The 14,129-nt window shown below is 37.4% G+C and carries 10 protein-coding genes; 4 read left to right on the forward strand and 6 right to left on the reverse strand.

What is annotated here, in order from left to right:
• The 3 genes from RMO03_RS11655 to RMO03_RS11665 form a co-directional block, all read right to left on the reverse strand.
• Window positions 1-2,889: hypothetical protein (locus RMO03_RS11655; protein WP_309642279.1), on the reverse strand; the 2,889-nt coding region annotated here is incomplete at its 3' end.
• 25 nt (window positions 2,890-2,914) lie between these two features.
• Complete coding sequence (locus RMO03_RS11660) at window positions 2,915-3,427, reverse strand: hypothetical protein (protein ID WP_309642280.1); 513 nt, start codon at window positions 3,425-3,427, stop codon at window positions 2,915-2,917.
• Between the two features lie 364 nt (window positions 3,428-3,791).
• Window positions 3,792-7,157, reverse strand: a complete 3,366-nt coding sequence (locus RMO03_RS11665; protein WP_309642281.1) for a gliding motility-associated C-terminal domain-containing protein — start codon at window positions 7,155-7,157, stop codon at window positions 3,792-3,794.
• Window positions 7,158-7,404: 247 nt separating this feature from the next.
• Between RMO03_RS11665 and RMO03_RS11670 the strand changes: the two genes are divergently transcribed.
• From RMO03_RS11670 to RMO03_RS11685, 4 genes are all read left to right on the forward strand, one after another.
• Window positions 7,405-7,890: a histidine phosphatase family protein gene (locus RMO03_RS11670; protein WP_309642282.1), complete on the forward strand. Its 486-nt coding sequence runs from the start codon at window positions 7,405-7,407 to the stop codon at window positions 7,888-7,890.
• Window positions 7,891-7,894: 4 nt separating this feature from the next.
• Window positions 7,895-10,036 carry a polyphosphate kinase 1 gene (ppk1, locus tag RMO03_RS11675; protein WP_309642283.1) on the forward strand — a complete coding sequence of 714 codons (2,142 nt, stop codon included), beginning with the start codon at window positions 7,895-7,897 and terminating at the stop codon, window positions 10,034-10,036.
• Window positions 10,037-10,927: an exopolyphosphatase gene (locus RMO03_RS11680; protein ID WP_309642284.1), complete on the forward strand. Its 891-nt coding sequence runs from the start codon at window positions 10,037-10,039 to the stop codon at window positions 10,925-10,927.
• Window positions 10,928-11,030: 103 nt separating this feature from the next.
• Window positions 11,031-11,603, forward strand: a complete 573-nt coding sequence (locus tag RMO03_RS11685) for a TMEM175 family protein (RefSeq protein ID WP_309642285.1) — start codon at window positions 11,031-11,033, stop codon at window positions 11,601-11,603.
• A 1-nt stretch (window position 11,604) separates the two neighbouring features.
• Here RMO03_RS11685 and RMO03_RS11690 read toward each other — a convergent pair whose 3' ends face one another.
• The 3 genes from RMO03_RS11690 to RMO03_RS11700 all read right to left on the reverse strand — a co-directional run bounded on the left by RMO03_RS11690 (window position 11,605) and on the right by RMO03_RS11700 (window position 14,003).
• Window positions 11,605-12,246 (reverse strand): DNA polymerase III subunit gamma/tau, encoded by a 642-nt coding sequence (locus tag RMO03_RS11690; protein ID WP_309642286.1) that lies wholly within the window; start codon window positions 12,244-12,246, stop codon window positions 11,605-11,607.
• 35 nt (window positions 12,247-12,281) lie between these two features.
• Window positions 12,282-13,367 (reverse strand): DNA polymerase III subunit gamma/tau, encoded by a 1,086-nt coding sequence (dnaX, locus tag RMO03_RS11695; protein ID WP_309642287.1) that lies wholly within the window; start codon window positions 13,365-13,367, stop codon window positions 12,282-12,284.
• A gap of 318 nt (window positions 13,368-13,685) precedes the next feature.
• Window positions 13,686-14,003 carry a hypothetical protein gene (locus tag RMO03_RS11700; protein WP_309642288.1) on the reverse strand — a complete coding sequence of 106 codons (318 nt, stop codon included), beginning with the start codon at window positions 14,001-14,003 and terminating at the stop codon, window positions 13,686-13,688.
• Window positions 14,004-14,129 lie beyond the last annotated feature (126 nt).

A 14,129-nucleotide genomic window follows, 5' to 3' on the forward strand; every position in this document is an offset into this window, starting at 1 on the left:
GGAAGGTGTTACATTATAGGAATTCGCAGCATTATAATTAGAAATTGTAAAGCTACCTGTTGCTACAGCACAAGTTGGTTGTGTAACATTACCAAGAACAGTAGGCACAGTTGGCGTTACCGGTTGTGCATTAATGGTTACTGAAGCCGAAGATCCAGAAGTACAACCATTAGCCGAAGCAGTAACAGTATAAGTTCCCGCAGGAGCATTTACTACACCAGCAGCAGAAATTGTCACACCAGTGGAAGGTGTTACATTATAGGAATTCGCAGCATTATAATTAGAAATTGCAAAACTTCCTGTTGCTACAGCACAAGTTGGTTGTGTAACATTCGCTAATACAGGAACGTTAGGTGTATCTTTAATCGTTAAAGTAACCGCAGTTCGTGTAGGGAAAGAACAGCTTCCTACATTCGCTTGTGCATAATAAGTAATGGTTCCAACAGTATTGAGTGTTGGATTGGCCACAATGCTTCCGCCAGTTGCAGCAGTATACCAAACAATGGTTTGTCCCGGAGCTGTTGCAGTTGCAGTTAATGTTTGTATAAGAGTCGTTTTACATACTGTTTGATCTCCACCAGAAATAGGAGCAGCGCTTACACAGATGGTAACCGTTGCTGAATCGCAATTGGTTGGTGTAGTTTTTTCACAAATTTGGTAAACAATGGTATAAGTTCCGGCTGGAGTACCTGCTGGAACCACTATGTTACCGTTTGTCAAATCTATTGCAGGAACTGATCCACCATTGATAGGAGTAGCTGGAGTCAATACCGTTAAGTTTACTTGAGCAATAGCTACCTGAACGCCACCTAAAGTATCGATGCCACTTCCGTTATTGTTGAATATATTTCCGGCATTTGTGCTGCCAGTTGTTCCGTTGATTGGACCAATGGCATCGTTTACAGCATCAATCAATTTACATTTAGAAACTGTAAAAGGGAAAACACATCCGGTCGTATTAGGCGGAACTGAATAATAGGTAATGGTAGATCCGGCTGTTAATGGCAATGGATTGGCATCTGAATATTGAATCGAACTTAAAGTAACTGGAAATTCATTATAAAATGTAGATCCAGGAGGGAAGTTCGCAGCAATAGCTGAAGTTCCAATGGTTGAGCCTGTATTACAGAATCCGAAGTTTCTGATTAATGGAGTATTGGCGCAATTTGCGGCCACATAAGCAGCACCATCAATTTTAATCGATAAGGTTTCTCCAATAGGTTGACCTGTACAAGTTCCGTTTTGGGTATATCCTTTAATAGCCCTTGTGCCACTAAAAGTAATTCCGGTAATAGCGCCTGTTCCGCCTGAATTGGCAACAACAAATATTGGACTTCCACAAGTAGCATTCAATAGAATGGAACAGTTTGTAGTCGTTTTTAATTTGAAACTAAGTTTTGCTAAAAGCGTACTTGGATTTGCAGGTAAAGGCAAAGTTCCCATATCCCAAACAATAGAACCAGTCGCACCAAGTGTTGGGTCGAAAGTTACGGTATTTGGCGTAGGAGCAGGCGAGAACAAAATAGTACCTACAGCACTTCCCGGAACATAAGACGCGTTATAAGGAATCGGAACAATCACTTTATAATTGTTGATCGCTTCCGTTCCTAAATTTTTAATATCAATATTGAATCCTACATCCTGACCTGGTAAAGAAACATATGGTTCAGTAGTTACAGGAACATTATTGATTGTTGTGGCCGTTATAATATTTTCAACTTCCGGAATGTATGCATCGACCGCCATGGCAATCGCAAAAATTACATAAGTATCTTGGGTCGATCCGTATTTAAATCTTGTCGAGGTTTGGTTGTTTCCTAATACGGTATTATTGGCATTAGGTATCGTAAACATACTAATATCCAATCCCGTATTATTAAGAAGATTAGGGTTTCTGGAATTTCCTCCCGTTTGAATCGAGGAATTGAAGAAGTTATTAGAACTATTGCCAGAATGCGTTAAATTTACGAAAGCATTATCGCTTTGTCTTTGTATTTGGAAGTAATCTCCCGAAATTCCATTATCGCCTTCACCAGCCATCAAACCTAATTTCATTCCAACCGGACCTGATTGAACAGTATTGAAACCCGAAACCGGAATTTCAAAACTGGCAGTACCACCAGTAACATACGCGTGTCCATCAAAAATAGTAACATCACGATATTTCATTTTTGAATTTTCATACACTACAATCAATGACCAACCGCCATAAAAACCAATGCTACCACCATTACCTTCTGTAATAGCGATATCGGCAGCAGTATATTCTCCAATTCCATTGGCACGAACATAATCCGTTACTTCTTTGTAAGCAGAATACATATAGCCATCGGAAGTCTGCGGATAGTATATATCGGTCGTAGCAGCCGTGAATTGCGTATAAGTAGAAGCGTTTGGCCCTTTCAACGAAATATTTCTTTTGTCGAAAGTTTTGGTAACATTGTTTTTGGTTACCGAGAAACTATTGTCGCTTGAACTTCCGTCAGATGATCTACCGGTCCAATACAAACCTGCGTATATGATGTTTGAACACGAAGGGTTTGCACCGTTTTCTGTAGACAATGCTAAGGTTGAACGCGATGAGTTGAATGTTGGTTTTCCATCCACACCATTGTTGCTGTTACCATCGACATCTACATAAACCATAGAGTTGTTACTGTTTGCAGTTTGATCTCCGTAGTTTTGCAACGTTAAGTTGGTATTTCCCATAATGGTGAAATCTCCTTTAACGTTGTAGATTTTCGTAGCAGGTGTATATTGAGAAGTTCTTTGTGTAAAAGGCACTCTAACCTGAGCATTCGTTGTCAATGCTATTCCTAAAAGAAGGAAAGCTTGTAAAAAATAACCATACAATAGGTTACTATTTTTTGAAGAGTATATGTTTTTCATAATGATTTCTTTTTGATTGGGACAATTAAGCGCCTTTGTCTATTTTGTAAAAAACACCAATTTTCAAATTGCTATTTCGGACCAAGCCTGAAATAACCGTTCCTGTAGTTTCCAAATTAGATAAGATATAGATGTATTTCAAATTAGGGAAATTTGAAAATACAGCCAAATCCAAAGGGTTATTTAAGTCTGCATATTGAGATAGATTAATAGTCACGATTTCAATCGTCGCTCTATTAATGGCTGAAGTCTCAATAGCACTCAATGCACTTGAATTCGTATAAAGAGCAGTAGGGTTTTCTCCATACGTTTTTATTTCTCCGGAGAGAAAATATACAGTGGGTTGCACTTCACTTAATAGTTGTTCTAATCGATTTGCATTTGAAATCGAATTTCTTGAACTTGATTGTGAAGTTCTAAGATAAGCCAGATAAGCTTTCACCTCCATTAGTTGAGGACCTTGACTTGTTCTCAATTCTTGAGCATTAGCACCAACGCAATATAGCGCCAATACTAATAATAGTAGTAGTCTTTTCATAAATAAAAATTGGAGTTTTCCAAACAATTGAGCATTGTTTGAACGGTTAACAAATAGGTTTGGGACGGTTGTTTCCATAACATTAAAAATTAATACATTATTATTGTAGGTTTCCGAGTTTTAAATTTTTTAGCAGATTTGGGGAAAACCACTTAAAATTAATCTGGGCTAAATTACCTACATAATTATTTTTTCAATCATTTTTTCTACCAATAACCAGAAAACTCGTTAAAAAGTCATTTTTCTTTAAAATGTACTTGCTATTTCTATAATTTGTTATTTTTTTTAACATTGATTGTAAACTATTTAGCTGTTAAATTTTATTTTTTCTATTGATATTTGGGCGTATACAATCGCAATGAATTTACATGACCATATATAAATAACCCACTTTATCTAAGGTATTTCCCTTATCATCAGTATAATTAATGACATAATAATAAGTACCAGTAGGCAATTGTTCCGATTCATTGATGGTCGCGCGTCCTTCGGAAATTCCTTTGAAAACTCGGGTTACATTATCGTACTGTTTGGTCTTATAAACCAAAACACCCCAACGGTTATAGATCTCTACACTATTGGTTGGAAAACAAAAAATTTGGTCGATGTTTTCGATAAAAAACGTATCGTTCACGCCATCATTATTCGGAGAAAAAGCGTTGTGAACTAGTAGATTACAAGCAGGTGCTACGAAGCAATCATTGTTAACTTCGATAACCACTTCAACAGTTTGCGTACAATTGATGTCGCTGTGAATGTATTCAAATTCATAATTACCAGTCGGCGCTTGATAAGGTCTAAATATAGCACCGGTCAAATTTGGAGTAGTCAAGTTCGATGTCCAAGTGCCGTCTAAGCCCATGCCTTCCGGTAGGTAACTATTCAAATTAATATTCAAACTGTCATCATTATCCAAATTACAATCTGCATAACCATAACCCAACTCAATGTCTTCTGCTGATTTTATCAATACATTTTGAAGCGCAGTAGTTTGATTGCCACTTTCATCGGTAAATGCCCAATGAATGATGTAATTTCCAGGAGCATCATAAAACAGCGAATCATTCGTAGTTCCCAAAACATTCCCCGAACAATTATCGGTAGCGCTCGGAATGGTTACGGTAGCTTCACAATATTTTATAATGTCATTTAATAAAGGCAAATCAGGTACAGTTGTATCAATAATCGTAATGCCGATGGTTGCGAGATCAAAATTGTTTGGATTTACAATTGAACTAATCTTGTATTCCAAGTCATAATGCCCAACAGCCAATTCGTTGGTGACGGAAATATTTCCGCTTGCATCAACAATAATATTGGGATTTAATGGCGATTCAATTGAAATTCTAACTTCATTCGAATGGCACAAAGCACCATTTAAGGTATCGTTATTAAGAATGTTGCCTAATATCCCGGCAGTAGAACATTGGTATTCATAAGTATTATTTTCGGCAATGATTTGACTCGATGTCACGGTTACATTCACGGTCGCTTGAGCGCATTTTGTAAGATCAGTCAAATCGCAAATTTGATAAGTTAGTGTGTAATTTCCGGGCGGTGTTCCTGATGCCACCATCACATTCGAGCCGTCAAGCGTAATTCCGGAATGGCTGGCGCTTACAAAAGTCAAGTTGACTTGAGAAGCCAATGCGATTTGACCATTAAGCAAATCATTGCTCAAAACATTACTAAAAGCAATGCCGCCAACATTACTATTGATGGCATTTCCATGATCAGCATTGGCTGAAATTTCGATGCATTTCGACAAAGTGAAAGGTACAACACAAGCATCATTTAAGTTTTGTTGAATGGCAAAATATAAAGTACTTGCTCCGGGATGCAGCGCAAATGGATTTGAATTGGAATATTGAATCGTATTTTGTGTCAAAGGAAATGAATTGTAGAACAAAGTGCCGGAAGAGAAATTCGATGACAATTCAGAAACAGCTACGACATTGTTCGGATTACAAAACGTAAAATTCCGAATCGAAGCGGTGTTTTGACAATGAATACCGGCATATTCACTAGCATCAATATCGATTGTAATTGGCCCTTTAATCGGATTTCCGAAACAATTTCCTGAAACAGTATTCCCTAAAATAAAAGGATTTTCACGCATTTCAACACCGCTAATCGCACCTATACCTTCAGAAAAACCATTAATCAGAATGGTGTTAGCACAATTGGCTTGTTTTAAAAGCGCACAATCCGATGTGGCTTGTATTGTAAAATGCAATGTTGCTAAAACAGTATTAGGATTTTCGGGCAATGGCAACGTTCCGTAATCCCAAACAATGGAACCATTAGAACCCAAGGTTGCATCAAAATGTATCGCATTCGGTAGCAATTGAGTGGTACTATTCCATAGATTTCCAACCGCACTTCCATTAATATAAGTAGCATTATACGGCATTGGTACTGTGATTTTATATCCATTAATCGCTTCGTGTTCGGTATTTTTTATATCGACTTTTAATTTGATTTCTTGTCCTGGCAATGCTGTGTATGGCTCAGGCACTATGACTTGATTGATTTCAGTAACCGTAATAATATTTTCAACTTTAGGAACATAAGAATCAACTGCTAAGACTATCGCAAAAATCGCGTAAGTATCGGCATTGGTTCCGTATTTGAAATTGGCAGTCGTCTGGTTATTGCCTATGACGGAATTATCGGTATTCGGAATATCAAACGATGCAATATCAATTCCTGTATTGTTAGTCAGATTTGGATTTCGATTCGCATTATTATTAATCGATGAATTGAAAAAATTGTCACTGGTATTTAGCGAATGCTCAAGGTTCATAAAACTCAAATCGCTATTTTTTTGAATTTTGAAATAATCCCCATTCAATCCAACATCACCTTCACTGGCCATGACACCCAATTTCACGCCAACATTCCCGGTTTGAACCGAATGGAAACCTGATACTTCTAAATTATAGCCGTTATTATTGGAATTTAATACAAACGCATGACCGTCGAACAATGAAATGTCGCGGTGTTTCATTTGGGTATTTTCATATATCACCACCAATCCCCAACCGCCGGAATAACCTGTTCCGCCACCATTACCTTCAGCCAAAGCAATGTCTGCCGCCAAATAAGAACCAACGCCATTTTGACGAACATAATCGGTAACTTCCGTATAAGCAGAGTATATAAAAGCGTCTGAACTGTTCGGATAATATATCGCATCTTCTCGGGCAAAAAACTCTGAATAGGCATTCGAATTTGGACCTTTCAATAAAATTTTTCTCTTGCTGAAATTTTTAGTAACCGCATGTCCATCAATTATTTTGGTCATCGAAAACTCATTGCTGCTGTTGTTACTATTGTCGGCTGCACTTTTTCCAGTCCAATATAAACCGGCAAATACGATGTTGCTACAAGGTGTTGCGGCTCCGTTTTCTGAAGAGAAAGTTAAATCGGCTGATGAGGAATTCCACGTGGAAGCGTCATTGTCAACATCAACATAACGCATTGAGCTGTTGTTGTTATTGGTACTGGCATCGTAATTTAGTAAAGTTAAATTGGTGTTTCCTATGAATGTAAAATCACCATTGATGCTATACACTTTCTTCGAAGGTGAATATTGAGAAGTTCTCACTTTGTACGGAACACGAACTTGTGCCGCGACATCAAACACTCCAATACACAGAAAAATCCACCCCATGGCGAACCAAAGCATGCATCTTTTGATGTTGTATGTAGTGTTTTTGGTATTCAATGTATTGTTTTTGACATTCAAAACTATTCTTTCTATAAGTTAAAAACAAGAAAAACAACGATTAAATACAATAAACATCGATTAAATACACTTTTTGATTTTAATTTAAAGAATAATATTACATAAATAAAAACACAATACTCAAACGAACAACCGATAGCCGACAACAAGCACCTGTTTTTTAATCTAATAAAAACCATAAAAAGAACATTTAAATTCTGTAAATTGTACCTTCAAATGCAACACAATGAAAAACCTCATTATCATCCGTCACGCCAAATCAAGTTGGAACGCACCTTTAAACGATATCGATCGACCTTTGGAACAACGCGGTATCAAAGATGCGCATCTGGTTGCGATGAACAGCCATAGTTTCGTTCCTGCTAAATTTCAGATTTTCAGCAGCAATGCCAAACGCGCTTCAGAAACAGCCATGATTTTTGCACAGAATTTTTCGTATCCGGTAGAGAATATTGTTTTCAAACCCGAGCTCTATACTTTTGATGAAAGTCGATTGGAGAAAATTATCAAATCGTTTGATAATAATTATGATAATGTGATTCTTTTCGGACATAACGAGGCCATTACAAATTTTGTTAATAAATTTGGAGACGTTTTTATCGATAACGTTTCCACATCAGGATTGGTTTCCCTTCAATTCGATACCTATGATTGGCAAAATATTCAAAACGGTAAAACACTAAAAGTCCTATTCCCAAAAGATTTAAAATAGATTTATGTCAGATAATAAATATATCGATAGAGAAAAAAGTTGGTTAGCATTCAATGCCAGAGTATTACAAGAAGCCGGAGATGATGCGGTTCCGTTATTAGACAGACTTCGTTTTTTAGGGATTTTTTCCAATAATTTAGATGAATTTTTCAGAGTGCGTTTCGCTGCTATTCGCCGTTTGAGCTTGTCAGGAATTTCGGGAGAAAAGGTGCTAGGTGGTGTAAGCGCAGAACAATTGCTGAAGGAAATTACACAAATTGTGATTCAACAGCAATCAGAAAGCCTACGCATTTTAAGCATTATCGAGAAGAAACTCGAAGCCGAAAATATCTTCATGGTCAATGAAAATGAAATAGCCGGAGAGCACGAAAATTTCATCAAAGATTTCTTTATCCAAATGGTAAGCCCGGCTTTAGTCACGATTATCTTAAATGACTTGGCTGAATTTCCTTTATTGAAAGATACTTCAGGATATTTAGCGGTTAAGTTGGTAATGAAGCCAATACCATCTAAAAAATCATTACTCAATATCGTAAAGCCCAAGAAAGAAGTTACTTATGCCGTTATTGAGATCCCCAAAACACTCAACCGATTCGTGGTATTGCCGGCTAAAGATGATAAAAATTATATCATTTTCATAGATGATGTAATCCGACACAACCTGCACAGCATTTTTAATATTTTCGATTATGAAAGCATTTCAGCCCACATGATCAAAATTACGCGCGATGCACAGCTCGAGATTGATAGCGATTTGAGTAAAAGTATGATGGAAAAAATCGCAACCAGCGTCAAAGACCGTAGAATTGGTGAGCCAGTACGTTTTGTTTACGACCAACAAATCGGGAAAGATACACTCAAATTCTTCCTTTTAAAAATGCATATTCACGAAAGTGATAGTATCATTCCCGGCGGAAGATACCACAACAGAAGAGATTATATGAATTTCCCAAACCTCGGAAGATTCGATCTTTTATACAAAACCAACGAGCCATTGCCGGTTTGCGATTTAAGTCTCGAAGGCAGCATGCTAGAAAAAATCAGTAAGAAAGATTATTTGGTCAATGCGCCTTATCAATCGTTTTCTTATTTAATTAAATTCTTAAGAGAAGCCGCTTTAGATCCGAAAGTGACAACCATCAAAATTACGTTGTATCGTTTGGCGAAGAATTCTCAGATCATCAGTTCATTGATCAATGCTGCGAAAAACGGAAAAAAAGTAACAGTTCAAATTGAACTTCAAGCCCGTTTCGACGAAGCGAGCAACATCTATTATGCAGAGCAAATGCAAACTGAAGGCATCAACCTAATTTTTGGAATCAAAGGCTTGAAAGTGCACAGTAAAATTTGTGTCATCGAAAGAATTCAAGATGGAAAACTAAAACGTTATGGACTAGTATCCACAGGAAATTTCAACGAATCGACTGCAAAAGTATATACCGATGTGACTTTATTCACAAGCCACGAACAGATTTTAAAAGACGTCAATAAAGTATTCGATTTCTTCGATGTGAATTTTCGAGTTTACCGTTATAAGCATTTAATTGTGTCACCTCATTATACGAGAAGTCGTTTGTATAAACTCATAGATCGTGAAATTCTCCATGCTAATTTAGGTTATGAAGCTTTTATTAAACTCAAAATGAACAGCCTTTCTGATTTCGATATGATTGATAAATTATACGATGCCAGTCGCGCCGGTGTCAAAATTCAATTGCAGATTCGAGGTATTTGCTCTTTAATTCCGGGTGTTGCAGGCATGAGCGAAAACATCGAAGCCATCAGCATCGTCGACAATTATCTCGAGCATGTACGGGTTTCCATTTTTGCTAATAAAGGCGAACCCGATGTATTCATTTCTTCCGCCGATTTCATGACCAGAAACCTCGATGGCAGGGTAGAAGTGACTTGTCCTATATATGATGCTGATATCAAAAATGAACTAATAGATGTCTTTAATATCGGATGGAAAGGAAACGTAAAAGCGCGTTATCATTCCGAAAAACTCGACAACAAATACCGCGTACGGGGACAAAATCCGGTATTCCGAGCGCAACTCGAAACCTATAATTATTACCAAAAAAAGAATGTTGTTTCTAATCAAGACAATCCAATAACCCAATCTACAAATCCCCAAACAACCTAAATGATTAACATAAGAAAATACGCAGCGATTGATATAGGTTCCAATGCCATGCGATTACTAGTTGCGAACATCATCGAAGAAAAAGGCCAACCGACACATTTTAGTAAAAGTGCTTTAGTGCGGCTTCCGATTCGTCTGGGTCAGGATTCGTTTACGATGGGCGAAATCTCGGAAGAAAACATTGGTCGAATGGTTGATGCGATGAAAGCCTACAAACTTTTGATGAAAATTCATAAAGTCGAAAAGTATACTGCTTTAGCCACTTCAGCCATGCGTGAAGCAGAAAATCGTGATGAAGTGATTCGCATTATTCAAGAACAAGCCGACGTTAAAATCGATATCATCGACGGGAAAACGGAAGCAGCCATTATTGCTTCAACCGATTTGCACCATCTTTTAGAAACTGACCATACCTATTTATATGTAGATGTTGGCGGTGGAAGCACTGAGTTTTCTCTGTTTTCCGACGCTAAAATGGTGGCATCAAAATCGTTTAAAATCGGAACGGTTCGTTTGTTGAATGAAATGGTCAACGATGTAGTTTGGGATGAAATCGAAAAATGGATTAAAACCTATACGCACGAATTTGATGATGTAATTTTAATCGGTTCTGGAGGAAACATCAACAAATTATTCAAAATGTCGGGCAAGCAACAGGACAAACCTTTGTCTTATGTTTATGTAAGCAAACGCTATAATTTTCTGAATTCACTAACCTACGAACAACGCGTTTCAGAATTGGATTTGAATCCCGACCGTGCCGACGTTATTGTATTGGCTACTAAAATTTATCTCAATGCGATGAAATGGAGCGGTGCCAAAAAAATCTATGTTCCCAAAATCGGATTATCCGACGGAATCATCAAAGCGATGTATTACGGAAAAATATAGTTGAAGGCTTTGCGCCTTTGCGTCTTTGCGAGACTAAATAATTTTCTCGTAAAGAGGCAAAGGCGCAAAATGTATTGTATTTAAAAATCAATTTTTTTATAAAATGAATAAAACCAGACTCGAAGCTTTCAGCGATGGTGTACTCGCCATCATTCTTACGATTATGGTACTTGAAATTAAAGTGCCTGCAGGTGCCGATTTTGATACACTTCAAAAAGTGCTCCCCGTTTTTGGAAGTTATATTTTAAGCTTTATCTACATTGGGATTTATTGGACCAATCACCATCATATGTTGCAAAGTATGAACAAAGTGAATGGCAAAATCCTTTGGGCAAATCTGCATTTATTGTTCTGGTTATCGTTAGTTCCTGTTGCTAAAGGCTGGATTGGTGAGAATCATTTTGCGAAAGTACCAATGGCACTATACGGATTTATATTGTTGATGGCAGGAACCGCATATTATATTTTACAAAATATTATTGTAAAAAGCCAAGGTGAAAATTCACTGCTCAAAAAAGCAATAGGTAAGGATTTTAAAGGAAACGCTTCACCAATTTTATACATCATAGGTATTGCTTTTTCTTTTTATAACGAATGGATTGCTGGTGGTGTTTATATTTTTGTAGCGTTGATGTGGCTCGTTCCCGATAAAAGAATTGAAAGGGTAATCGAATAAATCAAGTAATATCCAACCCAAAAGTATTGCGCAATACTTCAATTGCGGGATTGATTTCATGCAATCTGTTGTAACGATCTTGGTTGTTGTAATTCTTTTTGGTTTCCATTTTCTCATTGACGATGACTTCTATCGTAATGTCATGGTTGTGCAAATGCCCTTTGAGATAACCGAGCAATCCTGATTTTTCTGTTTCAAAATCAATTTTTGAACCTTCGTTTGGCAACTCGAGTGTGATGGTAGTGCCATTTAATGTAGGATCATTAATCAGCAACAACGATTCCATAATCTTAAACCCTTTGTCGCCCAATTTCTGCGCATACTTGTTCCAATGCAACAGCATGTCAGTCTCGGTGAATGATTCAGTAGGTAAATGAACCGTTTCTTTAACAACCGCTTTGGTTGATTCCTGAAGTTCTCTTTTGGCGCGAATACTCGCTAATGAAAGTGCCGAAACTTTTGTTTCATTTTCAGTAATAGGTTTTGGAATATTTGGAGTGGGAATGTTTATTTTTTCAGTAACAGTTTCTATTAGAGTTTCAATAGGCATTTCTTCCGATACTTCGACTGCACTCGATGTGACAATAGTTTGATCACTATATGTAGATTGAATTTCGACAATTTCCGGCGCTTCAACAGCCAATTCTAAAACGCGTCCGTAAAAATATTTGGGTGGAATTATAAACCCGTTAACTTTTTTTTTTCTCCATCAAAAGTAATGGAGGCTAATTGCATTAGGCAAAGTTCAACGAGCAATCGCTGGTTTTGGGACACTTTAAATTTCAAATCACAATCATTCGCCAAGTCGATGCCTTGCAACAGAAATTCAGCCGATGCTTTCTGCGATTGTGAAGCATATAGTTTTTGAGCCTGTTCACCAACTTCAAGCAATGATAATGTTGATGGTGTTTTACTAACCAATAAATCTCTGAAATGCGAAGCCAATCCTGCAATAAAATGATGTCCATCAAAACCTTTGGCTAGGATATCATTGTAAGCCATGAGCAAATCCGGAATCTTATTTTCGATAATTAAATCCGTTACCGTAATATAAGTTTCATAATCAAGCACGTTTAAATTCTCGGTTACGGCTTGTCTTGTGAGGTTGTTCCCGCAATATGAAACGACTCTGTCGAAAATAGATAAAGCATCACGCATTGCTCCATCGGCTTTTTGTGCAATGATGTGAAGCGCATCGTCTTCGTAAGTAACGCCTTGACTTTGGGCTACTTCAGCCAAATGCTCTTTAGCGTCTTTAACGGTAATGCGTTTGAAATCGAAAATCTGACAGCGCGATAATATCGTTGGAATGATTTTGTGCTTTTCTGTAGTGGCTAAAATAAAAATCGCATGTTTCGGCGGTTCCTCAAGTGTTTTCAGAAAGGCGTTGAAAGCAGAAGCAGACAGCATGTGCACCTCGTCGATAATATAAACTTTGTATTGTCCGGTTTGCGGTGGAATCCGAACTTGGTCAATCAAGTTTCTGATGTCGTCTACAGAATTGTTTGAAGCGGCATCGAGTTCAAACACGTTGAATGCGAAATCTTCATTCGGATCATCATAACCCGGCTGGTTGATTTTACGTGCTAAGATTCTGGCGCAGGTTGTTTTGCCAACGCCTCTTGGTCCCGTAAACAATAGGGCGGAAGCGAGATGGTTGGTTTCTATGGCATTGAGTAAAGTGTTCGTAATGGCTTGCTGCCCGACAACATCTTTGAATGTTTGCGGACGGTATTTGCGCGCCGATACTACAAATTGTTCCATAGTTTTTTATTGGAGAACAAATATAGTTTTTTTGTTGGTTGGTTGATTTGGTAATTGATTGATTTGGGGAAAAGTTTTCCACAGAATTATAAGATTGTAAGACTTTAAGATTATAAGATGCAGTATCCTAAAATCTTAAAGTCTTACAATCTTGAAATCAATTCCCTAGCCCTGATTACCTCACCTTACTTTTATTTTTTATAGGTGTTCGATGAATGCTACGCATTTGCAGCGGTTATCCTTTTGTGTCGTTGTTCGGCGCAAAAGATAATAGCGTATAGCAGGAATTAGCTCCTTGAAAAAAAGGGAAAAATAAATTTAGTGTATTTCAACTTTTTTATCTCTGCCTTTAATGCTCAGATCGTTTAGCACCATTGCGGCACTACTGTCGGTAAAAGCGGATAAACCTGCTACGAAAACACCTTTTTCTCCATTGCTTGATTTGATTCCGAAAACCATGACTTCATCTCCGGGATCGGTGTTGCCTTCATAACGATAAACATGCACGATTTCGAAATCATCGGGATTATTGATGATGCGATTTTCCTGAATATTGAAATCGATGGTAAAGCCTTTTTCTTTTAATTCTTCAAGTGCTATGGATGCGGTGGCGTAGTGGTACATTTGAGTATCCATGGTAATATTTTTTGGTTATTTATATGTTTTAAAAGTACTGCTATAGGTGGGGTTTACTTTATAAAATTAGCACCGAATGTTATATAATTGCAGATGAAATAGAACCACAAAATTATTGTAAGTTTG

Origin of the sequence: Flavobacterium sp. (assembly GCF_031411595.1) — a bacterium.
Taxonomy (GTDB): Bacteria; Bacteroidota; Bacteroidia; order Flavobacteriales; family Flavobacteriaceae; genus Flavobacterium.